This is a genomic window from Hydrogenophaga taeniospiralis, from assembly GCF_020510445.1.
Taxonomy (GTDB): Bacteria; Pseudomonadota; Gammaproteobacteria; order Burkholderiales; family Burkholderiaceae_C; genus Hydrogenophaga.
Genome location: NZ_JAHBAG010000001.1, coordinates 454,938 through 481,049 on the forward strand (window position 1 = coordinate 454,938; position 26,112 = coordinate 481,049).

28 protein-coding genes are annotated in these 26,112 nt (G+C 68.8%); 10 read left to right on the top strand and 18 right to left on the bottom strand.

Going from position 1 to position 26,112, the window contains the following annotated elements:
- Nucleotides 1-93 precede the first annotated feature (93 nt).
- Nucleotides 94-669, bottom strand: a complete 576-nt coding sequence (locus tag KIH07_RS02120) for a phosphatase PAP2 family protein (protein ID WP_226490386.1) — start codon at nt 667-669, stop codon at nt 94-96.
- Between the two features lie 257 nt (nt 670-926).
- Between KIH07_RS02120 and KIH07_RS02125 the strand changes: the two genes are divergently transcribed.
- The 4 genes from KIH07_RS02125 to KIH07_RS02140 all read left to right on the top strand — a co-directional run bounded on the left by KIH07_RS02125 (nt 927) and on the right by KIH07_RS02140 (nt 3,311).
- On the top strand, nt 927-1,475 hold the full coding sequence (locus KIH07_RS02125) for a cytochrome b (RefSeq protein WP_226490387.1): 549 nt from the start codon (nt 927-929) through the stop codon (nt 1,473-1,475).
- Between the two features lie 56 nt (nt 1,476-1,531).
- On the top strand, nt 1,532-1,921 hold the full coding sequence (locus KIH07_RS02130; RefSeq protein ID WP_226490388.1) for a PepSY domain-containing protein: 390 nt from the start codon (nt 1,532-1,534) through the stop codon (nt 1,919-1,921).
- 306 nt (nt 1,922-2,227) lie between these two features.
- A complete protein-coding gene (locus KIH07_RS02135; protein ID WP_226490389.1) occupies nt 2,228-2,836 on the top strand; it encodes a hypothetical protein in 609 nt (202 codons plus the stop codon).
- 73 nt (nt 2,837-2,909) lie between these two features.
- Nucleotides 2,910-3,311 (top strand): hypothetical protein, encoded by a 402-nt coding sequence (locus KIH07_RS02140; RefSeq protein WP_226490390.1) that lies wholly within the window; start codon nt 2,910-2,912, stop codon nt 3,309-3,311.
- Between the two features lie 43 nt (nt 3,312-3,354).
- Here KIH07_RS02140 and KIH07_RS02145 read toward each other — a convergent pair whose 3' ends face one another.
- From KIH07_RS02145 to KIH07_RS02160, 4 genes are all read right to left on the bottom strand, one after another.
- Nucleotides 3,355-3,519 (bottom strand): rubredoxin, encoded by a 165-nt coding sequence (locus tag KIH07_RS02145; RefSeq protein WP_226490391.1) that lies wholly within the window; start codon nt 3,517-3,519, stop codon nt 3,355-3,357.
- Between the two features lie 12 nt (nt 3,520-3,531).
- Nucleotides 3,532-4,281: a cytochrome b/b6 domain-containing protein gene (locus KIH07_RS02150; protein WP_226490392.1), complete on the bottom strand. Its 750-nt coding sequence runs from the start codon at nt 4,279-4,281 to the stop codon at nt 3,532-3,534.
- A gap of 105 nt (nt 4,282-4,386) precedes the next feature.
- Nucleotides 4,387-4,902 carry a diheme cytochrome c gene (locus KIH07_RS02155; RefSeq protein ID WP_226490393.1) on the bottom strand — a complete coding sequence of 172 codons (516 nt, stop codon included), beginning with the start codon at nt 4,900-4,902 and terminating at the stop codon, nt 4,387-4,389.
- Nucleotides 4,903-4,934: 32 nt separating this feature from the next.
- Nucleotides 4,935-5,354, bottom strand: coding sequence for a DUF1924 domain-containing protein (locus tag KIH07_RS02160; RefSeq protein WP_226490394.1), 420 nt, complete (start codon nt 5,352-5,354; stop codon nt 4,935-4,937).
- A 131-nt stretch (nt 5,355-5,485) separates the two neighbouring features.
- Between KIH07_RS02160 and KIH07_RS02165 the strand changes: the two genes are divergently transcribed.
- Genes KIH07_RS02165 through KIH07_RS02175 form a run of 3 tightly spaced genes read left to right on the top strand, consistent with a single transcriptional unit; the run spans nt 5,486 to nt 7,946 of the window.
- Nucleotides 5,486-5,857: a PepSY domain-containing protein gene (locus KIH07_RS02165; RefSeq protein WP_226490395.1), complete on the top strand. Its 372-nt coding sequence runs from the start codon at nt 5,486-5,488 to the stop codon at nt 5,855-5,857.
- A 20-nt stretch (nt 5,858-5,877) separates the two neighbouring features.
- The gene (locus KIH07_RS02170; RefSeq protein ID WP_226490396.1) at nt 5,878-6,552 is read left to right on the top strand and encodes a response regulator transcription factor; all 675 of its coding nucleotides are present in this window, start codon (nt 5,878-5,880) and stop codon (nt 6,550-6,552) included.
- Nucleotides 6,549-7,946, top strand: coding sequence for a sensor histidine kinase (locus KIH07_RS02175; protein ID WP_226490397.1), 1,398 nt, complete (start codon nt 6,549-6,551; stop codon nt 7,944-7,946). Before KIH07_RS02170 ends, KIH07_RS02175 begins: the two co-directional genes overlap by 4 nt.
- On the opposite strand, the gene KIH07_RS02180 is transcribed toward KIH07_RS02175, so the two are convergent.
- From KIH07_RS02180 to KIH07_RS02190, 3 genes are all read right to left on the bottom strand, one after another.
- On the bottom strand, nt 7,924-9,621 hold the full coding sequence (locus tag KIH07_RS02180; protein ID WP_226490398.1) for a phosphoethanolamine transferase: 1,698 nt from the start codon (nt 9,619-9,621) through the stop codon (nt 7,924-7,926). The genes KIH07_RS02175 and KIH07_RS02180 overlap by 23 nt on opposite strands.
- 170 nt (nt 9,622-9,791) lie before the next feature.
- Nucleotides 9,792-11,177 carry a sensor histidine kinase gene (locus KIH07_RS02185; RefSeq protein ID WP_226490399.1) on the bottom strand — a complete coding sequence of 462 codons (1,386 nt, stop codon included), beginning with the start codon at nt 11,175-11,177 and terminating at the stop codon, nt 9,792-9,794.
- The gene (locus tag KIH07_RS02190; protein WP_226490400.1) at nt 11,174-11,902 is read right to left on the bottom strand and encodes a response regulator transcription factor; all 729 of its coding nucleotides are present in this window, start codon (nt 11,900-11,902) and stop codon (nt 11,174-11,176) included. Before KIH07_RS02190 ends, KIH07_RS02185 begins: the two co-directional genes overlap by 4 nt.
- A 94-nt stretch (nt 11,903-11,996) precedes the next feature.
- Here KIH07_RS02190 and KIH07_RS02195 point away from each other — a divergent pair, with 94 nt between their 5' ends.
- The gene (locus KIH07_RS02195; protein ID WP_226490401.1) at nt 11,997-12,755 is read left to right on the top strand and encodes a phosphatase PAP2 family protein; all 759 of its coding nucleotides are present in this window, start codon (nt 11,997-11,999) and stop codon (nt 12,753-12,755) included.
- On the opposite strand, the gene KIH07_RS02200 is transcribed toward KIH07_RS02195, so the two are convergent.
- From KIH07_RS02200 to def, 8 genes are all read right to left on the bottom strand, one after another.
- Complete coding sequence (locus KIH07_RS02200) at nt 12,731-13,744, bottom strand: NAD-dependent epimerase/dehydratase family protein (protein WP_226490402.1); 1,014 nt, start codon at nt 13,742-13,744, stop codon at nt 12,731-12,733. The genes KIH07_RS02195 and KIH07_RS02200 overlap by 25 nt on opposite strands.
- Nucleotides 13,741-15,510 carry an ArnT family glycosyltransferase gene (locus tag KIH07_RS02205; protein WP_226490403.1) on the bottom strand — a complete coding sequence of 590 codons (1,770 nt, stop codon included), beginning with the start codon at nt 15,508-15,510 and terminating at the stop codon, nt 13,741-13,743. The genes KIH07_RS02200 and KIH07_RS02205 overlap by 4 nt, the downstream gene beginning before the upstream one ends.
- Nucleotides 15,500-16,240: a TVP38/TMEM64 family protein gene (locus KIH07_RS02210; protein ID WP_226490404.1), complete on the bottom strand. Its 741-nt coding sequence runs from the start codon at nt 16,238-16,240 to the stop codon at nt 15,500-15,502. Before KIH07_RS02210 ends, KIH07_RS02205 begins: the two co-directional genes overlap by 11 nt.
- Nucleotides 16,230-17,021 carry a glycosyltransferase family 2 protein gene (locus KIH07_RS02215; RefSeq protein WP_226490405.1) on the bottom strand — a complete coding sequence of 264 codons (792 nt, stop codon included), beginning with the start codon at nt 17,019-17,021 and terminating at the stop codon, nt 16,230-16,232. The genes KIH07_RS02210 and KIH07_RS02215 overlap by 11 nt, the downstream gene beginning before the upstream one ends.
- Before the next feature lie 175 nt (nt 17,022-17,196).
- Entirely contained in the window at nt 17,197-17,532 is a 336-nt protein-coding gene (locus tag KIH07_RS02220; protein WP_226490406.1) for an AzlD domain-containing protein, read from the bottom strand.
- Nucleotides 17,525-18,268, bottom strand: a complete 744-nt coding sequence (locus tag KIH07_RS02225; RefSeq protein ID WP_226490407.1) for an AzlC family ABC transporter permease — start codon at nt 18,266-18,268, stop codon at nt 17,525-17,527. Before KIH07_RS02225 ends, KIH07_RS02220 begins: the two co-directional genes overlap by 8 nt.
- A 6-nt stretch (nt 18,269-18,274) precedes the next feature.
- Entirely contained in the window at nt 18,275-19,285 is a 1,011-nt protein-coding gene (gene fmt, locus KIH07_RS02230; RefSeq protein ID WP_226490408.1) for a methionyl-tRNA formyltransferase, read from the bottom strand.
- A 13-nt stretch (nt 19,286-19,298) separates the two neighbouring features.
- Nucleotides 19,299-19,820, bottom strand: coding sequence for a peptide deformylase (gene def / locus KIH07_RS02235; RefSeq protein WP_226490409.1), 522 nt, complete (start codon nt 19,818-19,820; stop codon nt 19,299-19,301).
- Nucleotides 19,821-20,085: 265 nt separating this feature from the next.
- On the opposite strand from def, the gene KIH07_RS02240 reads away from it, so the two are divergent.
- Together KIH07_RS02240 and dprA are read left to right on the top strand one after the other, a co-directional pair.
- Nucleotides 20,086-21,447 (top strand): LysM peptidoglycan-binding domain-containing protein, encoded by a 1,362-nt coding sequence (locus KIH07_RS02240; RefSeq protein WP_226490410.1) that lies wholly within the window; start codon nt 20,086-20,088, stop codon nt 21,445-21,447.
- 7 nt (nt 21,448-21,454) lie between these two features.
- Nucleotides 21,455-22,546 carry a DNA-processing protein DprA gene (dprA, locus tag KIH07_RS02245; RefSeq protein ID WP_226490411.1) on the top strand — a complete coding sequence of 364 codons (1,092 nt, stop codon included), beginning with the start codon at nt 21,455-21,457 and terminating at the stop codon, nt 22,544-22,546.
- Nucleotides 22,547-22,677: 131 nt separating this feature from the next.
- Here the strand turns inward: dprA and KIH07_RS02250 are convergent, their stop codons facing one another.
- Entirely contained in the window at nt 22,678-25,050 is a 2,373-nt protein-coding gene (locus KIH07_RS02250; RefSeq protein ID WP_226490412.1) for a DUF1631 family protein, read from the bottom strand.
- Nucleotides 25,051-25,134: 84 nt separating this feature from the next.
- Nucleotides 25,135-26,091 carry a protein translocase subunit SecF gene (secF, locus tag KIH07_RS02255; RefSeq protein WP_226490413.1) on the bottom strand — a complete coding sequence of 319 codons (957 nt, stop codon included), beginning with the start codon at nt 26,089-26,091 and terminating at the stop codon, nt 25,135-25,137.
- Between the last annotated feature and the right edge of the window lie 21 nt (nt 26,092-26,112).

Sequence of the window (26,112 nt, forward strand, 5' to 3'; positions counted from 1 at the left end):
CGATGCTGCGGGGATGCGGGAGCGCGGGTGCGAAACGCGCAGCGCAAATTGTAGGCACTGCCGCCGCGCGGTGGCCGCGGCGAGGGTGCGCCCTCAGTCCAGGCGCTGGGGCAGGGCTTCGGGGGCCCCGGCCCTGACGCCGGCGAGCCATGCCCGGCCCTGGCTCCAGCGGTGGACCACGGTCCAGGCCAGCACCGTGGCCAGCAGGCCGCCGGTCAGCACATCGAGCGGGAAATGCAGGCCCAGCGCGACCCGGCTCCAGGCGACCAGCACGCCCGTCGTCAGCAACAGCACGCGCCCGATGCCGTGCGGCGCCGACAACCAGCCCACCACGCCCAGGGCCATGGCCACGCTGGCGTGGCTGCTCGGGAAGCTCGGGGTGGGGGAGTGCTCCAGCCAGCGGTGCCCCAGGCCCAGAACGAAGGGCCGAGGCATCGGCAGCGCCCACTGGATGCAGCGCGCCACCAGCCAGGCCAGGGCCATGGCCAGCAGCATCTGGCGCGCCGTGGTGCGCCAGCGGGGTTCGCCCACCACGGCCACGCTGAGCGCGAACACGAGCGCAAAAGCGGGCAGTTGGACCGAGGCGAAACGCGCCAGCGACAGGGCCCACGGGCTCGTCAACGGCGACAGGTTCAACCAGAGAAAGAGCGATTGGTGAAGCTCGCTCATGGCCGCGCTTCCCGGTGGGCGGTGCGCTCGCGGAGCGTCTGCTGGGGGGTTCGCTGCATGGGGTGAAGGTCTCCAACCGGGTTGATGCGCCGTCAGGACCTTAGGCGGTCCAGCTTATGCGGCGCTTATCGCGGGCCACACCCCAGGAAATCCCCTGGACTTAAGCAGGCACAAATTTTAACAACCCAGTATCGGCCCCGGTCCATCGGTCTTTGTGAATTTGTCTTTGTTTTTCATACTTTTCAGGAGGTTCCCCCATGCCATCCCCAGCGCTCACCGAACGCTACCGCACCCCATCCATCGTCCTGCACTGGGCCATGCTGCTGTTGATGGTGGCGGTCTACGCCTGCATCGAACTGCGCGAGCTGTTCCCCAAGGGCAGCGATCCGCGCGAGAACCTCAAGGCCCTGCATTTCATGCTGGGCCTGTGCGTCCTGGCGCTGGTGGGCCTGCGCGTGGCGCTGCGCTTCTCGGCCCCCACGCCGCGCATCGAACCCACCCCACCCCGCGCCCAGCAACTCATGTCGAAGCTGGTGCACGCCGCGCTCTATGTGTTCATGGTCGGCATGCCGCTGGCGGGCTGGCTCTACCTGAGCGCCAAAGGCAAACCCGTGCCGTTCTTCGGCCTGGAGCTGCCGGCCCTGATGGGCACCGACCCCGATGCCGCCAAGTCGATCAAGGAAGTGCACGAAACGGTGGGCGTGGCCGGCTACTGGTTCATCGGCCTGCACGCTGCGGCCGCCCTGTTCCACCACCATGTGATCAAGGACAACACCTTGCTGCGCATGTTGCCCTCGCGCGGCTGAGCCGCCGCGCCGGATTCATCCCCCTTTTTCTGCTTTCCGGACAGGAGGCCCTGGTCATGATCAACACAACCCCCCTTCGCGCCGCAACAGCCTGGCTCGTCGCGCTCCTGGCCTGCTGGGGCGGCCAAGCCATGGCCAGCACCCCTACCGAAAAGGTGGTCTGCACCCAGTTGCCGCACTCGCAATGGATGTCGGAGCAGCAGGCCCGGGCCGCGTTCGACGCGCCCCGGTACCTGCTGGTGCGCTTCAAGATCTCCCGCGGCAACTGCCACGAGTTCTACGCGGTGGAAAAAGACGGCACCGTGGTGGAGGCCTACCGGCACCCCGTCACCGGCGAAACCGTGCGCCTGACCCGCGTGCCACCACCCACGCCGGCCGCCTCGCAGCCGCAGCCGCAGCCGACGGGACAGCCAGAGGCGTCGGGGACGCTGCCCACGGGCCGGTAGTCTTGTTGGTTGGCTGGGGCGGGCACCGCGCAAAACCCGCACCCTATTCAGGCCGGCCTGTTCGATCTGAAGGCTATAGTGCCAATGGCGAACACGTTCTCGCAATTGGTCCAACAAGCGTTTGGACACCAAAGGCGCAGCAACACAGGCAAGAACTTTGTCCGATTCAGCATGCCTGATCATTCATGCAGCATGCTGGGGCAACTGTATGAATGCAGACACTTTTTGGGGAGTGCCTCACCATGTTATTTCGCGCCTGTTGCGGGTATTCGGTAGACCACGAACGACATCAAAATTAGGCCTGTTATGACACTCGCAGACGTTTCACCCATCGTTTCAGTTGTTGCGCTAGCCGTTTCGCTGTTCACGTTGTGGTTCACCGCCCTACGGCGCGGCACTGTACGCAGCACTCATCCTTCGTTCATAGCAATCCGCTACGACTTCGTTGGAAAGAAAGCACCACAAGCAAAGATCTTCTTTCGATCTTTGCTCTACAGCACTGGCAAGCGCGGCCAAGTCGTTGAGAGCCTCTTCCTTCGAGTTCGCGAAGGCTCACGCCAAGTAGAGTTTTCGTTCTGGGGCCTCGGAGACAAAGATCTCATTCGAGGCAGCGGTCTGTTCGTCCCCGAAACCGGGGTAGCTACAAATCACCACTTCAATCCAATCGACGCAGAAACTCTGTTCCTTTTCTCAGGTGGCACGTACTCGCTGGAGCTTGTCGCAAAGTTAGTCGGAAGAGAGAGCCCAGTTTCGCTGTGGCGTGTAGCCATCGAAGTTCCCGCCGAAGTGTTCGGTCCCACCATAGCTCGCGAGAGGGCAATCTTCTACAGTTGGTCTCCGGAGCAGAGTTCTTATGTCGCTTCAAGCGAAAGTCGGTCTGGCTCAGTCCATGCGCTCTCCGATCCGCAGGCCTAATGAATTCATGGCGGATTCAATCCAAACCCGCCTCGCAAGTCGGTCTAATTCGTTAGGCATCGCAATGCGGCCCTTGCTTCTCGCTCTATCCTTGCTACTCGCGACCTCAGCTTGTTCCAAATACCTTGAGGTTCGCGTTTTCAACGCAACGGAAATTTCCATTCGTGTTTGCTCGCTCGGCGACGACACCGACTGCATTCGCCCGGCACCCAACTTCGGCGCGGCAAATATGAGTTGGAAGCGAGGCGTCTTCACCGTGGAAACCAGCGGTTGCAAGCGAAGTTACAACGTTCCGGGAATCGATGCCCTCGACGACTATCGCGTGAGTAGAAACGATCCCCTTCAGGTTGTCGTGGCACCCGACTATTCGGTCTATTTGCTACGTAAGGGGGGCAATCCAACGGCAACCAGGTCCGAACGCCAACCAGAAGGCTTCCCGGTCGAGCCATCCATTTCCGGTCAGGCTTGCCGGTGAGGGCAATGCCCAACCTCCTCTCGATTCCGCTCAGCCTCAACGGTCAAACCGCACTGACCACGAAATCGGCCTTGCCCACCGAACACTCGGGGCAGCGCCAGTCTTCCGGCACGTCGGCCCAGCGGGTGCCGGGCGGGATGCCGTCTTCGGGCCGGCCGGCGGCCTCGTCGTAGAAAAAGCCGCAGACCACGCAGAGATAGCAGTTCATGGGGGATGCCTTTCAGTTTTCAGATGTGAGGCTGCTCAGGGCCTGGGCCGACACCAGCCCCTTGGGCGACTGCTGCCATTCCCAGGCGCCGTAGGCCAGCACCGCGATCAGCAGCAGGGCCGCGAGCCAGCGGCGGTTGTGTTGCACGAGGCTGGGCCCCGGGCCTTCGACGCGGCCGCTCAGCATGGGCAGCGCCTGGTTCTTGCGGCGCAGCAGGCTCAGGACCCCGATCAGCGCCAGGTGGGCCAGCACCACGAACAGCATGGCTTCGCCGAAGAATTCGTGCAGCTCTTCGAGCCAGTCGCCGCCGAGCACGTCGCCCCAGTCGTTGTAGGTGCCGTAGCCGCTGAGGGTGATTGGCACCACCAGCGCCAGCAGGGCCACCACGGCCACCGCCATCAGCAGGTTCTGGCCCTGGCGCCCGTTGACGCCGGCCAACGAGCGCCGGGGCACGGCCGCGCGGACCGAGCGCAGCCAGGCCGGCGCGGCGCCGAGCTTGCGCCACAGCAGGCCCAGCCCCGCCTGGCGCGGGCCGAACAGGCCATAGAGCACGCGAAAGACCAGCAGGCCGGCCATGGTGTAGCCCAGGGTGACGTGCAGCAGCCGCCAGTGTTCACCGTCGGCGGTGAGGTAGGCGCCCAGAAAGCTCAGGGCGAACAGCCCGTGGAACATGCGCGTGGGCGCATCGGTGACCAGGCGGCTCGGCGCGGCGGCGGCGCGCCGCGGGCTGGAAGCGGCATGGAAAGAGGGGTTGACTTGCATGATCAGGCCTCCTGGCGCGCCGCCTCCAAGGCGGCTTGTGCCCCCTTGGGGGGCGGTGATGACATGAGGTGTCGAACGTGGGGGGACATGGTGTTGCTCCGTGGCTCAGTCGTTCCAGGCCCGGCGCGAACGGGCGTCGAGCCCGGCCGGGAACTGCAGGTTGTCGTCGTCGTAGTCGCCCTTGTCCGCGCCGGTGTGGCAGGCCGCGCAGTTGGCCGCGCTCTTCACGCTGGCGAGCTTCCAGACGGACGGGGCGATGTCGTCGTGCTTGCGCTCGAACCAGGCCGAGCGGGTGATGCGGTCTTCGGGCGGTGCCTCGGCCACGCGCTTGTAGGTGCCGGCGTTGGCCACCAGCCAGGTGGTCAGCTGCTGCACGGTGGCGGCGTCGAGCGAGGCGTCGGTGCCGTAGTGCCGGTCGAGCCCGCTCATGATGCGTTGCCACGAGCGGGCGGGCAGCATGCCGGGGGCGTAGCCGGTGTGGCAGGCGGCGCATTCCTGCGTGTAGGCCTGCGGCACGTTGCGCGGCAGCAGGCGGCCGCTGTCGGCGTGCGCGGCCGACAGCGCGACCAGACCCAGGCCAGCGGTCAGGAGCAGGGATCGGAGGTTGCGATGGGTGTTCATGGGGTTCTCCAGAGGCCGGGGTGGACCGGCGGTCATTTCAGACTGTTCAGGTAGGCCAGCACGTCGGCCTTTTCGCCAGCGCTGCATTCGCGGCTGAGCACGTCGTTGCAGTTGCGCTTGAACCACTTGTCGACTTTCGCCGTGTCGGTGAACGCCTTGGGGTTGAAGGCCGGCGCGAGCGGTGCGATCACCTTGCCGGTGTTGGCGTGTTTGCCCTGGGTGGTGGGCGGCGTGCCGTGGCAGGACGCGCAGGACCACTCGCCGCCCTGGCGGTTGTTGAAAAAGACCTGGCCCTTGCCGGCGTTGCCGGGGCTGCCGGCCTGCGCGCTCCAGCGCTGCAGCTGCTCGGCGGCCGAGGTGTCGGCGGCCTGGACAACGGGGGACAGCAGAGCGCTGCCCAGGGCGATGGCCGTGAGGCCGGTGCGGATGAAGGAGGGACGGATCGGGGTCATGGTTGGGGGGCTTTCCGAAGAGAGGTTTTGGAACGGTGTCGCAATGGGTGGCATTGTTGGAAAGGCCGCTTGAACCTTGTCTGAAGACCGTGTTCATTTGCCGTTCAGAATGCCGGCCCGACAATCGCGCCATGCCCTCGAACCCCACCGCTCCCCGCACCCGCCGCTTCGTGGCCTGCGCCGTGGCCGTGGCCGCGCTGTGGGCGGGCGGCACCGCCGCCTGGGCGCGTGGCGAGGACGACCACGAGCGCGCGCGGCAGGCGGTGCAGGCCGGGCAGGTGCTGCCCCTGCGCACGGTGCTGGAGCGGCTGGAGCGCGAACACCCGGGCCAGGTGCTGGAAGTGGAGCTGGAGCACGACGGCGAGCGCTGGCTCTACGAAATCAAACTGCTGCAAGCGGACGGGCGGCTGCTCAAGCTGCTGCTCGACGCGCGGACCGCCGACGTGCTGCGCAGCAAGCGCCGCGATCACAATGGCATTGACGGGCATCGCCCGCCCCGCTGAGAACCCTCCTGCCCCACCCCATGCGCATCCTGCTGGTCGAAGACGAACCCACCCTGCGCGCGCAGCTGCGCACGGGCCTGGTGGACGCGGGCTACGCGGTGGACGAGGCCGACAACGGGCGCGAGGCCCACTACCTGGGCGACACGCAGGCGTTTGACGCGGTGGTGCTCGACCTGGGCCTGCCGGTGCTCGACGGGCTGTCGGTGCTCAAGCGCTGGCGCGATGCAGGGCGCACGATGCCGGTGCTGATCCTGACCGCGCGCGACAACTGGCACGAGAAGGTGGCCGGCATCGACGCCGGCGCCGACGACTACCTGACCAAGCCCTTCCACCTGGAAGAGCTGCTGGCGCGCCTGCGCGCGCTGATCCGCCGCGCCAGCGGGCAGGCCTCGCCGGTGCTGCAGTGCGGCGCGCTGGCGCTGGACACGCGCAGCGGCCGCGTCACGCTGGACGGCCAGCCCGTGACCCTGACCAGCCATGAGTACAAGGTGCTGGCCTACCTGATGCACCGCCCGGGCACGGTGGTCTCGCGCAGCGAACTGGTCGAACACATCTACGCCCAGGACTTCGACCGCGACTCCAACACCATCGAGGTGTTCGTGGGCCGGCTGCGCAAGAAGCTGCCCCAGGCCTGCATCGAGACCGTGCGCGGGCTGGGCTACCGGCTGGTCCCGCCTCCACCCCCGCCACCATGAACCGCGTGCGCTGGACCCGCTCCCTGCGTTTCCGCCTGCTCGCGGCCACGCTGGTGGCGCTGGCGCTGGCCCTGCTGCTCGCCGGCTGGGGGCTCGCGGGCCTGTTCCGCCAGCACGTGATGCGCCAGTTCGAGGCCAGCCTGACCCAGCAGCTCGACCAACTCACCGCGCGGCTGGAGTTCGACGCCGCCGGGCAACCGCTGATCGACCCGCGGACGCTGTCGGACCCGCGCTGGCACAAGCCGTATTCGGGGCTGTACTGGCAGATCGACCAGATGAGCACCAACGGCCAGGCGCGCAGCAGCGTGCTGCGCTCGCGCTCGCTGTGGGACACCCGGCTGGAACTGCACCCCGACGATCTGGCCGACGGCGCGCTGCACGCGCACGAAGGCACTGGGCCCCAAGGCGCGGCGGTGCTGATGCTGGAGCGCACGGTGCGCCCGGACGAGCAGCCCGAGGCGCGCTGGCGGCTGGTGGTGGCGGCCAACACGCAGGACAGCCTGCAGGCCGTGGCGCGCTTCAACGGCGTGCTCGCCACGTCCTTGCTGGTGCTGGGCCTGCTGCTGGTGCTGGCCGCGCTGGCGCAGGTGGCGGTGGGGCTGTCGCCGCTGCGCGCCCTGCAGCGCGCGCTGGCCCAGGTGCGCGAGGGGCAGGCGGCGCGGTTGCAGGGCCGCTTTCCGGCCGAGGTGCAGCCGCTGATCGACGATTTCAACGGCGTGCTGGAGCGCAACGCCGAGGTGGTGGCGCGCGCGCGCACCCACGCCGGCAATCTGGCGCACGCCATCAAGACCCCGCTGGCGGTGCTGGGGCAAGCGGCCACGCAGTCGCTGCAGGCCAGCCCGGGCGACGCGGCGCTGGCGCGGCTGGTGCAGGAACAGGTGGCCACCGCGCGCCGCCACATCGACTGGCACCTCGCACGCTCGCGCGCCGCGGCCGCGCAGCGCCTGCCCGGCCTGCGCACGCCGCTGGCGCCGGTGGCCGCCGGGCTGGTGCGCGTGATGCAGCGGGTGCACGCCGCGCGCGGGCTGCGGATCGACACCACGGGCGTGCCCGACGCGCTGGCCTTCGCGGGCGAAGAGCAGGACCTGCAGGAGATGCTGGGCAACCTGCTCGACAACGCCTGCAAGTGGGCGCGCGCCACGGTGCGGATCAGCGCCACGGCCACGGCCGACGGGCTGTGCGTGGCGGTGGAAGACGACGGGCCGGGCATCGCCGAAGCCGCCCGCGCCGCGGTGCTCGCGCGTGGGGTTCGCATGGACGAAACCGTGCCCGGCTCCGGCCTGGGTCTGGCCATCGTGGACGAGCTGGCGCAGCTCTACGGCGGCCAGCTGCGGCTGCAGCCCTCCACGCTGGGCGGGCTGCGGGTGACGCTCAGCCTGCCGATGGCGGCTTGACCTCGACGGCCTGCACGTGCGGCGCCACGCAGGGCGCCAGGGCGTCGAGCGTCGGCCGGTAGGCCTGGGTGTGCACGTCCATCAGGCCCAGCACCGAATGGAAGAAGTGGTCGTGCGAGATCGGGTCGGCGGCGTGGCCGCGCAGGCAGTCCAGCGACAGGCCTGAGCGCTCGCGCAGCCCCGGCGAGAGCCAGGCCACCATGGGCACATGGGTCTGCTGTTCGGGTGCGAAGCTGTAGGGCACGCCGTGCAGGTACAGGCCGTTTTCGCCCAGCGACTCGCCGTGGTCCGACAGGTAGATCAGGCCGGTGTCGTGGCGCCCGCTCCGGGCCTGGGTCTGCAGCCATTGCAGCGTCTGGTCCAGGAAGTGGTCGGTGTAGGCCACGGTGTTGTCGTAGGCGTTGATCAGTTGCTCCACCGGGCAGTCCGAGAGCGTGTTGCTGCGGCACTCGGGCTGGAACGGTTTGTGGCTGGCGGGCGTGCGCTTGAAATACGCGGGGCCGTGGCTGCCCATCTGGTGCATCACCACCACCACGCCGCGCGCGCGGCGCAGCGGGTCGAGCGCGGCGATGCGTTCGTCCAGCCCCTGCAGCATCACGTCGTCGAAACACTCGCCGTCTTCGCACAGGCCGGGCACCTGGAGCGCCAGGGTGCTGGCGTGTGGCACGCGGTCACACACCCCCTTGCAGCCCGACTGGTTGTCCAGCCAGAGCACGGCCAGGCCCGCGCGCTGCAGCACGTCGAGCAGGTTTTCGTGCTCGGGAGTCTGGTCGCCACCCTGCTGGCGCGTGAGCGGTGAAAACAGGCAGGGCACGGAGACCTGGGTGTTGGTGCCGCAGGAATGCACCTGGCTGAAGTTCACCAGATCACCCTGGGCCTGCCAGCGCGCCAGCGCCGGGGTGGTGGGACGCGCGTAGCCGTCGAGCATGAAGTTGTCGGCGCGCGCGGTCTCGCCGACCACCAGCACCAGCAGGGGCGGGCGCGGCTGTTGCGCGTAGCTCGCGCCCAGGCGCGCGTCTTCGCCCACGGGCTGCAGCGCGTGCGCCTGCCGCGGCCACTGGTCGGCCGCGAGCCGGGTGGCGGCGTACACAGTGTTGAGCGGGTTGGCCATGTAGCGCAGCGCCTTCTGGTTGCGCATGAGCGAGGCCAGGTCCTGGTAGCTCAGCAGCGCCATCAGCAGCGCCAGCCCCAGGCCCGCCAGCGCGCCGGCGGTGTTGCGCGCGGTCTGTTGCCACGGGCCGCACGCGCGCAGCGGGCGCTGCCACAACCACCACAGCGGCGGCGCCGCCACCAGCAGCACGGTGGCGAGCAGTGACAGCGAGAGCAGGTCGCGCACCTCGCGCACGTCGGTCTGCACCACGTTGGCGAACATGGTCGGGTCGATCACGACGCCGTACTGCCACATGAAGTGGGTGTTGAAGGCCGCCACCAGCAGCAACCCGCTGGCCGCGGGCCGGAACAGGCGCGGCCAGGCCAGCAGCGACAGCAGCGCGGCGATGGCGCCGGTCAACAACAGCGCGAAGCTGGCGAACAGCCACACGCGATGCGCCGGGCCGCCCTCCATGCCGGCGATGCGCTGCCACAAGGGCAGATTGCCCGGCACGGCAAGCCAGAGCGCCAGCGGCCAGACCACAGCCGCCGGCCACCGGTCCGCCGGCGGAACGGACGTGTCCACGCCGCGCGCGCTCGGGCGGAAGCTGACAAAAAGAAGGGGCCGAGTGACCTGCATGGACAAGACCGAAAGCACCAGCACATGCTGGCCTTGCCATGTTGGAGGGGCGAAATTAAGCCCACCTTATCGAGCGCGGCGCCGCCCTTTCACCGCAGCGCGGCGGGGGTGTTTCCCTACCTTTTCCAGCGCAGGGTAAAGCGCGTGGTCATGGGTGACTGGCCCGCATCGCGCTCGAAACCCGCGCCCATCTGTTCGGCGATGCGCTCGACCAGGCGCAGGCCCAGCCCCAGGCCGGAGGTGTCCGCGGGCGCCAGTCGGGCACCACCGGGCGGGCTGGTGTCCAGCGGTGGCGGGCCGCCGCGCTGGCCGTCGTCGCTGACCGAAACCCCCACCGCCTGCGGCGTTTGCCAGACCTCGACACACACCTGGGTGCCGCGCGGGGTGTGGCGCAGGGCGTTTTCGATCAGGTTGCGCAAGGCCAGCTCCAGCAGCATGGGCGGCACCACGACTTCCACCGCGGTCGCGGGCTGCACCAGCGACAGCTCGTGGTCGGTCTCGTAGCCCAGCTGCGCGTGGCGGGAGATCAGGTCGCTGGCGACGGCGCCCAGGGCCACGCTTTGCGCCACGACGCCGCCCGGGCCGTCGGCGCCGGTGCGTTGCGCCCGGGCCAGGTCCAGCAGCTGGGACAGGATGCGCCCGGCGCGCAGGGCCTCCTGCTCCAGCTGGGCCAGTTGCTCGCGCGAGGCGCCGTGCTGGGCCGCGCTGGCCTGCAGCGCGATGGCCGACAGTGGGGTGCGCAGCTCGTGGGCCACGTCGGAGGCGAACTCGCGCTCGCGCTGGGCGCGGGTCTGCAGCGTGTCCACCAGGGTGTTGATCGCCGCCACGGTGCTGAAGAACTCGCGGAAGCGGTGCTGCGTGTCCAGCCGCTGGCCGGCAAAACCGTCCAGCGCCTCGACCTCGCTGGAGAGGCGGTCGAGCGGGCGCAGGCCGCGCCGGATGGTCCACCACAGCACCAGGGCCACCAGCGGCAGCACCAGGATCGCGGGCTGCGCCACGTGTTTGGCGATGTCCTTGCCGAGCTCGAAGCGCTTGTCCATGTCCATCAGCGCCAGCACGCGGCGCTGGCGCCCGCCCACGTTGAGCTGCACACCGTAGGAGCGCCATTCCCCCACGCCGTGTTCGGTCTGGAGCGTCACGGTGGAAAACCCGTGCAAGGGCAAACGGCTCAGGTTCAGGCCCGGCGCCATGCGGTGGGTGTCGGCCACCAGGCGGCCGTTCTCCCAGGCCAGCACGGCCACGTCCTGCATGTACTCGTGATCCACCCCGGCCGATTCGGGGATGCTGTTGCGGGTGGTCCCGGTGGGCGCCGCTTCGAGCCACAAGCGGGCCATCGCCACCAGTTGCCCGTCCGAGAACTTGCGGGTTTCGCGAAACCCGGTGGCCGCGGCCACGGCGATCAGCGTGAGCCACACCACCAGCAGGGCGCCCAGCGTCCAGCTCAGGATGTAGCGGCGCAGCACGGGCTGGCGCGCGGGCCGTGGCGTCGAGGCGAGGTTCACGCCGCGTCCGCCTTGCCCGGCGCCGGGGGGGCGTCCTCGCGCGGGATGAAGTAGCCCACGCCGCGCACGGTCTTGATCAGCGCGTCGCCCAGCTTGCGGCGCAGGTGGTGCACGTGCACCTCGATCGCGTTGCTCTCCAGCGATTCGCCAAAGCCGTACAGCGCCGACTCCAGCCGCGATTTTGAAAGGACCTGCGGGCGCGCCTGCAGCAGGGTGAGCAGCAGCGCGAACTCGCGCCCGCCCAGGGCCACCGGCTGGCCCGCGCGTTCGACGGTGCGGTTGGCCGGGTCGAGCACCAGGTCGCCGTGCTCGATCACCGGCTTGCTGCGCCCGCTGGCGCGGCGCAGCATGGCGCGCAGCCGGGCCAGCAGCTCGTTGGCGTCGAAGGGTTTGACGATGTAGTCGTCGGCGCCGCTGTCCAGCCCGCTGATGCGGTCGCTCACGCCGTCGCGCGCGGTCATGATCAGCACCGGCATGTCGCTGTGGGGCAGGGCGTCGTGTCCGGCGGCGGGTTCGCGCTGGCGGCGCAGGCGCGCGAGCAGGTCCAGCCCGTCGCCATCGGGCAGGCCCAGGTCGAGCAGCATGACGTCGAACGGCTCCACCGAGAGCGCCGCCCAGGCCGCGTCCAGGGTCTGGCACACGTCCACCGCGTAACCGGCCTGGCGCAGCGACACGGTCAGGCCGCTGGCGATGCCGGTATCGTCTTCCACCACAAGTGCGCGCATGTCATGAGAGGGCTCTGGGCCCCGGTGAAAAAGAAACCATTATCCGAAGCGCGCTTAAGCACCCCTTAAAGCGGCCCACCGATGATGGTGCCCCATGCACGCCCCGACCCACAACCCCACCCTGGCGGCGGTTCCGCCGACCCACACCCGCCTGCTCCAGGCCTGGGCCACCTTGCTGGTGCTGACCCTGTGGTGGGATTTCTCGGGCGCCGACCTCGCCATCATGCAGGCCATCGGCCACCCCGACGGGTTTGCCTGGCGCCACCACTGGCTGCTGGAGGCGGTGTTGCACGACGGCCTGCGCCGCGTGGCGTTCGGTTTTTTGGCGCTGCTCGGGCTCTGGGCGCTCTGGCCCGCCGGGCCAGGGGGCATCTGGCCAGGAGTGGCGCGGCGCGAGCGGGGGGTGGTGGTGCTGCTGGTGCTGCTGTCGCTGCTGGCGGTGAACCTGGTGAAATCCAGCAGCCGCACCAGTTGCCCCTGGGAGCTGCAGCTGTTCGGCGGCCAGGCCAGCTATGTGTCTCACTGGAACCTCTGGGCCGGGGACGGCGGCGGTGGCCGCTGCTTCCCGGGTGGCCACGCCTCCAGCGCCTTCGCCTTCCTGGCGCTGTGCCTGCCCTGGCTGGCACCGCCGCACACCACGGCCCGCTCGGCACGGCGGGGCTGGGGCGTGCTGGCCGCCGTGCTGCTGGTGGGGCTGGTGGCGGGCGCCACACAAACCCTGCGCGGGGCCCACCACCCCAGCCACACGCTGTGGACGCTGCTGATCTGCGCTGGCGTCAGCCTGGCGGGCTGGCACGCGGCACGGCCCTGGATGGCGGCGGGCCGGCGTCAGACGGTGGGGCCGTCGCCGTAGTAGCCGCGGTACCAGTCCACGAAACGCTGCACGCCCAGCTGCAGTTCGGTGTGGGGCCGCACGCCGAAACCCTGTTCGAGCGCGGTGGTGTCGGCCCAGGTTTCGGGCACGTCGCCCTGCTGCATGGGCAGGAAACGCTTGATGGCCTCGATGCCGGTGGCCTTTTCGATGCAGCCGATGAAGTCCAGCAGGCTCACCGGCGCGCTGTTGCCCACGTTGAGCACGCGGTGCGCCGCCGCGCCCGCGCTGGCCACCGGGGGCACGGCCATCACCTGGACCACCGCGTCGATCACGTCGTCCACATAGGTGAAGTCGCGGCGCATCTGGCCGTTGTTGTAGACGTCGATCGGCTGGTGCGCCAGGATGGCGCGCACGAACTTGAAGATCGCCATGTCGGGCCGGCCCCAGGGGCCGTACACCGTGAACAGCCGCAGCGCCGTGGCCGGGATCTGGTAGAGGTGGCTGTAGCTGTAGGCCATCAGCTCGTTGGCCTTCTTGCTCGCGGCGTAGAGCGAGATCGGCTGGTCGGTGACCTGGTCTTCGCGCAGCGGCATCTGGCGCGAGGCGCCGTAGATCGAGCTCGACGAGGCGTAGACCAGGTGCGGCACGGCGCTGTGGCGGCAGCCTTCGAGCACGGTGAGCATGCCGGCCAGGTTGCTGTCCAGGTAGGCCATGGGGTGGTCCACCGAGTAGCGCACGCCGGCCTGGGCCGCCAGGTGCACCACGCGCTCGAAGCGGTGCGTGGCAAACAGCCGGGCCATGGCGTCGCGGTCGGCCAGGTCCAGCGCGTGGAACACAAAGCCCGGCCGGGCCTGCAGCTGCCGCAGGCGGGCCTGCTTCAGGCTGGGTTCGTAGTAGGCGTTCAGGTTGTCCAGACCGTGCACCTGCAGCCCCAGGCCCAGCAGGCGCTGGCTCAGGTGAAAGCCGATGAAACCGGCGGCACCGGTGACGAGCACGGGGCCAACGGCGTGGGAGGTCAAAGCGGTCATGGCAGGACCCCGCGCGTCACGGGGCGGTAGACGAAACGTTGGGCCTTGCGCGGGCTGCCACAGGCGCTCGCCAGGGTGTCGGGCCCGAGCAGCACCCATTCTCGGCGGTGCGCCTCGCCCAGCGAGACGGCACGGGTCACGTCGAAACAGCCCAGCTCGGCGTCGGTGGGCACGAGCAGGTGGCGCTGGGGCGCCTCGCGCATCCAGATCCAGGCGTTTTTCTCCTGCTCCGCCAGCGGCGCCAGGTAGCTGAAGTGGGTCAGCGGACGCTCGGCGAAGAGCAGGAACTGCTCCTTGAAATAGAGCAGGCCCAGCTCGGCATTGGCGGGCAGCCGCTGCTCGACCTGCTGCATCAGGCGCTGCGGGGTGCGGTACGGGTCCACCAGCGGCCAGACCAGCAGCGAGACGAACAGCCAGACCGCCAGGCTGCTGGCCGCCAGCCGCACGAACAGGTCGGCGCGGCGCAGCCACAGCAGCAGGGCCAGCCACGCCAGCCCGAGCCCGATCAGCGGGTAGGCCGCCGCGCCGAGCAGCTCACCATAGTCCTGCAGCCGCGCCGGCAGGCGGTGCGGCGCCAGCAGCAGGGCCAGGCCCAGGCCGGCGAGCAGCACGGCCAGCGCCATCAGCAGCCCCTGCAGGACGGTGCCGATCTTCAAGGCCAGCGCGCGTTCGCGCACCCGCCCCCACAGCACCGCCACCACCAGCGACAACATGGGCAGCGCCGGCAAGATGTAGACCTCACGTTTGCCCGAGCTGAGCGAGAAGAACAGCAGCACCAGCCCGACCCAGGCCAGCAGCACGCGCAGCTTCGGGTCCTCCCGCAGCAGGCCCGCCAGCGGCCGCCAGAACACCAGCATCAGCAGCGGCAGCGGGAACCACACGGTCGGAATCGCCTGGGAGAAGAAATAGTGCCAGGGCTTGACGTGGTGCCAGGCGTTCACGAAACGTTCGCCGGTCTGGCGGAACAGCAGGTCGTTGCGGTAGACCACCATGGTGTCGGTGCCGACGCTGTGCACCTGCCAGAGCATCGGCCCCAGCCAGAGCGCGATCACCGCGAGCATCACCGGCAAGCCCAGCAGCAGCCTCCAGCTCCAGCACGCACCACGGAACCGGCTTTGCCGGGCCGCAGGTGCGGTCCCCTCGGGGGGAAGACGCGGAGCGGCGCAGGGAGGGGCATGGCTCCACAGCGCCAGCGGCAGCAGCATCAGCAGCGGCAGGAAGCCGACACCCTTGGTCATGATGCCCAGGCCCATGGCCACCCAGCTCAGGAAGTACCAGCGCCAGTGCGGCCCGGTCAGGAAATGGCGCAGCAGGCCATAACAGCCCAGCGTGATCCAGAACGTGACCAGCGCGTCCATCTGCGCGGCCTTGCCCTGCAGCAGGAACTGCGGCGTGAAGACCAGCACCAGCACGGCGAACAGGGCGGTTGGCGCATTCCACAGGCGCCGGCCCAGGTCGTGCACCAGCCACAGGGTGCCGATCGAGGCCAGCGCGCTGGGCAGCAGGAACGACAGCTTGAGGTCACCCAGCAGCCCGTAGCACAAGGCGCTGAACCAGATGAACACCGGCGGTTTGTCCGGGTAGTACTCGCCGCCCCGGGTGGGAAACAGCCACTGGCCGCCCTCGACCATCTCGCGGGCGATCTGGGCGAAGCGGGGCTCGTCGGCCGGCCAGGGGTAGCGCAGGCCGATGCCGGCCAGCAACACGAGGGCCGTGGCCGCCAGCCAGAACAGCGTCTGGCGGCGCACGGTGGCGTCAGAGGTCATGGGGTTTGCGCTCCATCAGGTCCGCAGCGCCAACGGCCCGAGGCAGCCGCAGCGCGGGGGTGGCCTTGAATGCTTCCAGCCGCTGCTTGAAACCGTGGTGGTACAGGTACCAGGCCAGCACGCTGGAGCCCACCAGCAGGGCAAAACTCATCCAGATCTTGGAGCTGTCCTGCAGGGCCACGCCGCGCCCGGCGTAGCTGAACAGCAGGGACTGCGGCAGATAACCCGGCAGACTACCCAGGAACACCCCGCGCCGGCTCAGGCCCGCCAAGGCGGCGGCGACGTTGGTCAGCAGATTGCTGCCCACCGGCATGAGCCGGACGATGCAGATCCAGAGCCAGGTGTCTTCGGCCAACACCCGGCGCAAGAGTTCGATGCGCTCGCCATGGCGCTGGCGCATCCAGTCCAGGCCCATCTGGCGCACCACCGCCATGGTCAGCAGCGCACCGAACCCGGTGAGCGCAGCGCTCACCAGCCCGCCCACGAAGCCCCCGAGCAGATACCCGCAGCTGAAGGCCAGCACCTGGCGCGGGCCGCCCGCCGCGGTGTAGAGGATGCCGCCGAGGGCGAACACCGGCCAGGCCACGGCCCAGTGCTGCTGGAACAGCTGGCGCAACAGGTCTTCTTCGGTGAACGATCCCCACCAGCCGTAATGCAGGGAGGCAAAGGCCAGCGTCAGCACAGCCGTCAGCCCCAGCGGCTTGACGAGCAGTTTGGCGCTAGATTTCACCGATGGTTTCCACCTGTGCGACCACCGGTTGCTTGCTGCGCCGGGTCAGCCAGCGCACGCCGAACATGTCGACGATGCCCACCCACACGCGGTTCCAGGCGGTGTACTTGGACACGCCGGCCGTGCGGTGGCGGTGGTTCACCGGCACCACCGCGATGCGGCCGCCCAGGCGGCGCACCAGCGCGGGAATGTAGCGGTGCATGTGGTCAAAGTAGGGCAGCCGCAGCCAGGTCGCGCGCGGGATCAGCTTGAGGCCGCAGCCCGTGTCGGGCACACCGTCGTCCAGGATCTGGCGGCGCACGGCGTTGGCGATCTTCGACTGGATCTTCTTCCACTCGGTGTCCTTGCGTTGGTGGCGAAAGCCCGCGATGCAGAAATGCGCGCCCCCCGCCTCCAGGGCCTGCGCCTGGCGCAGCAGAGCCGGGATGTCGGCCGGATCGTTCTGGCCGTCGCCGTCGATGGTGACCAGGTAACGCCCCCGGGCATGCTGGGCGGCGGTGGACAGCGCCGTGCTCTGCCCCACGCTGGCCTGGTGCCGGATCAGCTGGGCGGCGGCGCCCAGCGCGGTGCAGCGCTGCGCGAACTCGGCCGCCGTGGCATCGCCACTGCCATCGTCCACCAGCACGATCTCGAACCCGCACACGGGCCGCAGGGCGTCCACCACCTCGGTCACGAGCTGGCCGATGTTGCCGGCCTCGTCCTTGGCCGGGATCAACACGGAGATCAGGGGGGTGGCGCTGGGGGGCACCGCAAGGCTCGCCGCCGGGCTGGGAGCTGACATGTTCTGGGTCACCATTCACGAATCATCTGGGTCTGCTGCCGGTCAGCAACAACGGCGCCCAAGGGAAAACCCTGACGCCTCCCGATTATCGGCAAGCTTTCTTAAGCCTCTCTTAAGAAAAGTCCGCCACTCGCCCATTCTCGCTCACCGGGTCCGGTTTCCGGCAGCGCGCGACCTACCAGCCCAGCCCGATCTTCAGCGGCAGGTACACCAGCATGCCGGCCACGATGGTGCCCAGCACGCCGCGCTGCCAGACGAACCAGGCCACGCCGGCCGCGGCGGCGAACAGGCGCGCATCCTGCCAGGTGTGGATGAGCTGGCCCTGCGTCATCACGATCTCCGGGATCACCACCGCCGACAGGGCGGCGATAGGCGCGTATTGCAGGCCGCGCTGCGCCCAGTGCGGCAAGGTCCAGGGCTTGCTGGAGATGAGGAAGAAGCCACGGGTGATCACCGTGACGACGCCCATCGCCACGATGGTGAGCAGGGTCCAGGGGTTGAGGTCAAACATGCCGCCCCCCTGGCGCGGCGCCCCCCGATGCCCGGCTTTCGATGACCAGGCAGATGGCCACCGCGCTGGCGATCGCCACCAGGATGTTGAGCTTGAGCGGCAGGGCCCAGGCCGCCACCGCCGCAGCGCCGGCCACGCCGGCCGAGACGATGCGCAGCGGTGAGCTCGCCAGCGAACTCAGCACCCCCAGCAAAGCCAGGATGCCGGCGAAGCCCAGGCCCCACGCGGTCGGGATGGCGTTGGCCAACAGCACCCCCACCACGCTGGAGAGCATCCAGGCCACGTAGTTCACCGCGCAATTGCCCATCAGATAGGCCTGCTGGCGCGCCAGCTCTTGCGGTGTCTGGCCCGGCTTGGGGAAACGGCGGGCAAAAAACACGTAGCTCAGATCGCCGGTGACGTAGCCCGACACCAGCCGCTGCCAGCGCGGCAGGTGCATCAGGTAGGGCCGCAGATGCGCCGAGAACACCATGAAGCGCAGGTTGACGCAGAACGCCGCGGCCAGGATCACCCACAGCGGCGCGCCCGCGGCGATCATGGGCACGGCCGCGAGCTGGGCGCTGCCGGCGTAGACGATGAGCGTCATGAGCAGCGCCTCCAGCGCCGACAGCCCGGACTTGACCATGGCCACGCCGGTCATCAGGCCCCAGGCGGCGATGCCCATGGCCACCGTGGCCTGATCGCGCACACCCTCCCGGAATTCCGCGCGCTGGCGGTGCTCGCGCAGGTAGAACACGCCGGATCAGCCCGCCACGACCTGCGGGGCCACACCGTCCAGGACCTGCCCGGCTTCGAGGGAAAAGCCGCGCAGGAAGTCGGCCACGCCCAGGCGCTTGCCGCCCGCGCGCTGCAGCTCGGTGAGCACCAGCACACCCTCGCCGGTCATGACCCGGATGCCTTCGGGCCCCACGGCCAGCACCTGCCCGGGCACGCCCGCGGTCGGCACCGGGGCCGCTTCGGCATGGGCCGCCCACAGCTTCACCGGCTCGCCCGCCAGGGCGAAGGAGGCCCCCGGGAACGGGTTGAAGGCCCGTACCCGCCGCGCGATGGCCGCCGCGGGGAGGGACCAGTCGATGCTGGCCTCGGTTTTTTCGATCTTGTGCGCGTAGCTCACGCCCTCGGCGGGCTGGGGCACCGGGCGCAGGCCACCGCAGGCGGCCAGTTCCAGCGCCTCGACGATCAGCCGCCCGCCCAGTTCGGCCAGGCGGTCGTGCAGGTCGCCCGTGGTTTCGGCTTCGCCGATGGGCAGGCGCTCCACCAGCAGCATGTCGCCGGTGTCCAGCCCGGCGTCCATCTGCATGATGGTCACGCCGGTGGCCGCGTCACCCGCTTCGATGGCCCGGTGGATCGGCGCGGCGCCGCGCCAGCGCGGCAGCAACGAGGCATGGATGTTGAGGCAGCCCAGACCTGGACCTGAAGCGCTGGCGGCCCGCATGACATCCAGCACCCACTGCGGCAGGATCAGGCCGTAGGCGGCCACCACCATGGCGTCGGCCCGAGCGGCCACGATGGCCTCGCGCGCCGCGGCCGCGTCCTCGGGGTATTTGCCATCCAGCCGCAGACTGCGCGGCTGGGCCACGGGCATGCCGTGCGCCAGGGCGAACTGCTTCACCGCCGAGGCCTGCAGCTTCATGCCGCGACCGGCCGGCCGGTCGGGCTGGGTCATCACCAGGGCGATCTCGAAACCCGCCGCGTGCAGGCGCTCCAGCGCCACCCGGGCGAAATCCGGTGTGCCCGCGAAAATGATCCTCATGGGTTCACGGTCGTCACGACCGCTCCATCTCACGCTGCGCCTTGACCAGCTTGCTCTTGATGCGGTTGCGCTTGAGCGGCGACAGGTATTCCACGAACACCTTGCCCATCAAGTGGTCCATTTCGTGCTGGATGCACACGGCCAGCATGCCCTCGGCCTCGATGATGCGCGCCACCCCCTCGCCATCGAGGGCGCGCACCCGCACCGCCACCGAGCGCTCCACACCGTCGTAGATGCCGGGCACCGAGAGGCAGCCTTCTTCGCCCTTGCGGGTTTCCGGGCTGGCCCATTCGATCTCGGGGTTGATCAGCACCAGTGGCTGGTCGCGCGTTTCGCTGACGTCGATCACGACCAGGCGCTCATGCACGTCCACCTGGGTGGCGGCCAGGCCGATGCCACTGGCTTCGTACATGGTGGCGAACATCAGGCTGATCAGCCCCCGGATGCGGTCGTCCACCGCCTGGACGGGTTTGGCCACGGTGTGCAGTCGCGGATCGGGGTAGCGCAGGATGTTGAGCAAAGTCGGCGAAGTCATGGTCGGTCGCGGCCATTGAGGATCGGAAATGGGGCCAACCCGGCGGGCCGCCGGTGCGGCGCGGTGAGCGGGTTGTGGTTTGTCGCTATTTTCGCCACTTTTGAACCGGGGCGTGGGGCCCGAACGCCATAAACATTGCCTAATCAAGGGCTTGGGCGCAAAATCAAATGCGAATTGTCAAGTCAAAAGCGCGACCGCGCTGGTGCCGCCACCCCCTTTGCGGGCAAGGTTCGGGCCGCGGTGGCGACTGCCACAGGGCCCACACATGCCATTGAAAACCTGCGCGTCCGCCGATTTCCGTCCGATCCAAACCCTGCGCCCGCTGGCCTGCGCCGTCGCCGTGCTCGCCACGCTGGCCAGCGCAACGGCCTGGGCCCAGAACTACCCGATCACGCAAGACCAGCGCGCCACCGCCACCCTGGTGGCCGAGTCCGGCGTGCCACTGCACGAGCTGGCGCCCAACGCGCCCGACAGCCACACCGTCAAACGCGGCGACACCCTGTGGGGCATTTCCAGCATCTTCCTCCAGAGCCCCTGGCGCTGGCCCGAGCTCTGGGGCATGAACCTGCAGGACATCCGCAACCCGCACCTGATCTACCCGGGCCAGGTGCTGTACCTCGACAAATCGGGTGGCCGCGCCCGCCTGAGCACGCGCCGCCCTGGCGACAACGGCGAACCGCAGACCGTGCGCGTGTCGCCGCGCACCCGTTACGAAGGCCTGTCCGACTCGGCCATTCCCCCGATTTCGCTGCAGGCCATTGAGGCCTTCCTCACCGAACCCCTGATCGTGGACGAGGCCACGTTCGCCAAGGCGCCCCGGATCGTGGCCACCAGAGACAGCCGCGTGCTGCTCAGCCGTGGAGACCGCGCCTATGCGCGCTCGTTCTACGGCGACAACGCCCAGACCGAGGTCGAGCCCTTGAGCACCGCAGCGGGCAAACCGAGGGACTACCGGGTCTTCCGCAACGCCGTTCCGCTCAAGGACCCCAGCACGGGCGAGGTTCTCGCCTACGAGGCGCAGTACGTCGGCAAGGCCTACATCGTCCGGGACGAATCGCGCAAGGCGGCTGCGGTGGCACCGGCCAAAGCCCAGCCCGCCCAGCCCGCGACCCAGGATGTCTACACCCCGCAGTTCGAGCGCACCGCGGCCAACATCGAGCGGGACAAGCCCGCCAGCGCCGCCGCCCCAGCCAAGGCCCCTGCGGGCGAGATCGTCCCGGCGACGATCGACATCATCTCGGCCAAGGAAGAAATGCGCGTGGGCGACCGCATGCTGCCCGAGCCGCCGCGCGAATTCCCGCACTACGTGCCGACCGCACCGAGCAGCCCCCAGACCGGCCAAATCGTTTCGGTCTACGGCAACGCGGTGACGTTCGCGGCGCAGAACCAGGTGGTGGCCATCAACCGGGGCCGTGAACACGGCATCGAACGCGGCCATGTGCTGGCCCTGCTGAGCGACAGCGACACCCTGACCGACAAGACCGACGACAGCCGGCCGACGCTGCGCCTGCCCGGCGAGCGCAACGGCCTGATGATGGTGTTCCGCACCTTCGACAAGGTGTCCTACGCCCTGGTGCTGCAGATCGCCGATGGCGTGAAGGTGGGCGACCGCTTCACCAACCCCTGATCCCTCCATGAGCAGGGACGAGCTGGCCGCTTGGTTGCGGCTGCTGCTCACGCCCGGCGTGGGCCCGGAACATGCGCGCAGACTGCTGAGCGCCTTCGGCCTGCCCGAGGCGGTGTTCGAGCAGTCCATTGACGCGCTGTCGGCGGTGGTGTCGGGCCGGATCGCGCAATCCCTGCAGACGCCGCCCGACGACCTGGAGCCCCAGCTGGAGCGCCTCATGGCCTGGCTGGCCGCATCGCCGGATCGCCACGTGCTCACGCTGGCCGATCCGCGCTTTCCACCCGACCTGCTGCAAATGGCGGACCCGCCCTTGTTGCTGTACGTGCAGGGCCTCCCCGAGGCGCTGAGCCACCCGCGTCGGCTGGCCATCGTGGGCAGCCGCAATCCGACGCCGCAGGGCGAAACCAACGCGCGCCAGTTCGCGTTTGCGCTGGGCCAGGCCGGCGTGTGCGTGGTGTCCGGCCTGGCGCTGGGGGTGGATGGGGCCGCGCACACCGGCGCCCTGGACGCCGGAGCGCCCACGGTGGCCGTGGTCGGCACCGGCCTGGACCGGGTCTACCCCAAACGCCACCTCGCACTGGCCCACCGCATCGCCGCGCAGGGCGCCATCGTCAGCGAGTTTCCCCTGGGCACACCGCCGTTGCCGGCCCACTTCCCGATGCGCAACCGCATCATCGCCGGCCTCTCACAAGGCACGCTGGTGGTGGAAGCGGCGGTGCAGTCGGGCTCCCTGATCACCGCGCGGCTGGCGGCCGAGCAGGGGCGCGAGGTGTTCGCCATTCCCGGGTCCATCCATGCGCCGCAGTCGCGCGGCTGCCATGCGCTGATCCGCCAGGGCGCCAAGCTGGTGGAGTCGGCGCAGGACATTCTGGAAGATCTGCGCATGGCCGAAGCACCGGCGGCCACGGCGCCCGACACCCCGACGCGACCAGACAGCCTGCTCGATGCCATGGGGTACGACCCGGTGAGCTTCGACGCCTTGCAGGCCCGCACCGGACTGGACACCGCCACCTTGCAGGCCCGTTTGCTGGAGCTGGAACTGGATGGCGATGTGAGCCGGATGCCCGGCGGCCTGCTGCAGCGAACAGGCCAGAGCTAAAGCCTGCCGGAGCACCCAACCGCCTCCGGGGCGAGGTGTCTTCAAGCCAGAACGCCGCGGAACCGGCTTTGCCGGGCCGCCAGCGTTGCCCCCTGGGGGGTGACGCACCGCAGGTGCGGCGCGGGGGGGGATCACCCGAGCAGCCGCTCGGGATTCGCGTCGAGCTTGGCCAGCGCGTCGCGCGTGGCCCGCACCGTGAGCGCTTCTTCCTCGCTGGGCACCAGCAGGCCGGCCTGCAGATAGGCCGCGACCCGGTTGGACTGGATCAGGAAACAGCGTCCGCCGTTGGTGACGAACATGAACAGCTGACCGCGCTCGCTGCGCCAGGCCAGCTGCACATTGTGGAGCTTGCCGTTGTGGTCCAGCGCGAACCAGGAACCGATCTGCAGCTCCACCGCCCAGGCGCGCATGGCTTCGGTGGGCTGGCTGCCGCCCTGGCTGATCACCTCGATGTTGCTGGCGTCCACGCCGGTGATCATCTCGATGCTCTCGTTGTCCAGATCCAGATCCCCCATGCCGTTCTCGGGGATGTAGTCTTCCAGGTTCGCCAACCGGTCGGACAGGTGGTCCAGGCTTTCCTGGGAGATCGGTTCGGTGCGCGACATGAACGCATCGGCCAGGGTATCGCTGACGGACTTGATGTGCTGGTCCTGCAGCCCGGGCGGGTACCCGAGCAGCCCCATGCCCTGGCGCAGGCGCTGCAGCAGGCCCGGCAGCTGCTGGATCACGCGGGCGCGGTCGTTGCGGTTGGGCTTGGCGCTGGCCGCCCACAGCAGATCGGTCGCGACCTGCTTGAGCGAGGTGGTTTCCTCGTGCTTGAGGCCGTACTTGACGCTGGCCACCGCCAGCACGTCCACCCAGACCTTGAACAGGAAGTCCCGCACCTCGTCGCGCACCGGCACCTCATCGAGCAGCTTGCGCAGCTCGATGGTGTACTGGACCGACAGGGTTTCCTTCTGCTCCACCTGCTGCGCGACGCTGACAAAACGGCTGGCGCTGCCGGTTTCGCTGAGGTAGGTGGAAAGGAATTTCTGGAATTCGTCGAGCACCAGCTGGAACACCCGCCGACCCGTTTCGGGGTACTGCTCGATCACCTGCACCACACGTTTGATCTCGGCCTCCAGGGCGGCCGAGCCGACGTTGGACTCAAAACCCAGCACACAGGAACCCATACGGTCGATCAGGCGCCGCGCGGGGTGCTGCAGGGCGCTGAAGAACTCGGGCTCGGCCAGGGCCACGCGCAACACCGGGATCTGCAGCCGCGCGAACCAGACCCGCACGCTCGGCGGAATGCGTTCCTCGGCCAGGATGCTCTGGAACATCAGCGCCACCACCTCGATGGTGGCCTTTTCGGTCGGTGTGGAAGCCGCCTCCTTGAGCTCGGTCGTGCGCTGGCGCAGCACCCGGGCGGCCTGTTCCACGTGGGTGGCGTCCATATAGGCCACACCCCCGCCGCCGTCCCCCATGTTGGGCAACCCGGCATTGACACTGATCATCGGCAGGGGCTGCTGCATGGCCTGCTGCAGCGCCGGTGACGGAGGCACCAGCTGCGTGGCTTCGAAGTCGCCCCCCACCTTGTCCATCAGCATGCGCTTGAGCCGGCCCATCACCCCTTGGGCCCGCATGCGGGCTCGGGCCAGTGGCGACGCACCGGTCATCATGCGGGTTTCGTCGTGAACCCCCATGCTGGACGACGACATGCTTCCGTGTGAGGAGCTCGATGGGCCACTGCGGCCTGAATCGGAGCGCGAGGCCGACGCCGAACCCGGCCCCTGGCCTGTGGCACGCCCCTGCGTGTCTGGGGTACCGGCACTTGCGGCGCTCCTGGGTTGGGACGGGACGGCCGAACGGCTGCCCGGCGTGCGTTTGACCAGCGCCTGCAGGTCAATCTCTTTCATGACCCCGCTGGAGACCAGGAACTCGTTGGTGGCCTCGTAGGCTTCGAGCAGCTTCTTGGCCATCAGCGGCGCCAGCGCGTCCTGCACCAGGGCCCAGCTTTCCCGGGTCATGTGCACGTCGAGCCATTGGTCCACCAGGATGCGGGCCGTGACGTCGGGCAGCAGCACGTCGCCACGCGGCAACTCCTGGCGCTTTTCCAGATGCTGAATGCGCAGGCGCAATTCGTTGAGCTCGGTGGACGCGAGGTCCAACACCCGCATGGCCAGCCGCGAGGCCATGATCTGGTCGTCCATGACCCCTTCGGCCATCAACTCCAGCCGGCCCGGTGTGCTGACCTCGTGGCCCGACTGGCTGAAGCGGGGCAGCAGGGTGCGCTGCAACGCCTTGCGGCTCTGGTTGAGCCAGGCGGTCTGGTTCTTCTGGAAAGCGGTCCAGGCGTCGCGGCGCTCCTGCATTTCGCGCGCGGGACCGGCCTGATCGAGGATGGTGGTGAGTCGGGTGTCGCAGGCCTTGACCAGTTCGGGAAGGGCGCGGCCCACCTGAACCACGAAGAGTTCACGCGCCTGTTTGGCTAGGGACGAGACGTTCTGATCGGGTGACGACACAATGGTTTCAGTATGACACGAAAGCACTCCGCCGCTCAGCCCTGCGGGCCCGCACATACCCGCAACCCCGGGGCCTGTTCGCGCTTATACGACAGCACCGGCGTTGGGATCATCGGGATCGCCTTCCTTGCGGGTGCCACCGCCCTTGATCAGGTCCTCGCGCTTGATGCCCAGCCACATCGCGATGGCGGCCGCCACGAACACCGAGGAGTAGATGCCAAAGAGAATGCCGATGGTCAGCGCCATCGCAAAGTAGTGCAGCGTCGGGCCACCGAACAGCAACATCGACAGCACCATGATCTGGGTGGAACCGTGCGTGATGATCGTGCGGCTGATGGTGGAGGTGATGGCGTGGTCGATGATCTGGGGCGTCGTCTTCTTGCGGTGGCGGCGAAAGCTCTCACGGATGCGGTCGAAGATCACCACGGATTCGTTGACGGAATAACCCAGCACCGCCAGCACCGCCGCCAGCACCGCCAGCGAGAACTCCCACTGGAAAAAGGCAAAGAAGCCCAGGATGATGACCACGTCGTGCAGGTTGGCGATGATGGCCGACACGGCGTATTTCCACTCGAAGCGGAACGCCAGGTAGATCATGATCCCGACGATCACCATGCCGAGCGCCTTGAGCCCGTCCTCCACCAGTTCCTGCCCCACCTGTGGCCCCACGAACTCGGAGCGACGCAACGCCACCGCCGGGTTCTGCGCCTTCAGGGCGGCCAGCACGGCCTCGCTCTGCTGCCCTGAGCTCTTGCCCGCCTGCACCGGCAGGCGCAGCAGCACGTCACGGGCGGAGCCGAAGTTCTGCACCGGCACCTCGGCATAACCGAGCGACTCCACCACCTGGCGCACGGCGGCGAGGTCGGCGGGCTGCTCGTAGGCCACTTCCATGACGGTACCCCCGGTGAATTCCACCGACAGGTTCAGGCCCCGGGTCACCAGGAAGATGACGGCAGCGACGAAGGTGATGGCCGAGATCGCGTTGAGCACGATGGCGTGCTTCATGAACGGAATGTCGCGGCGGATGCGGAAGAGTTCCATGGTGCTTTACCTTCAACAAGT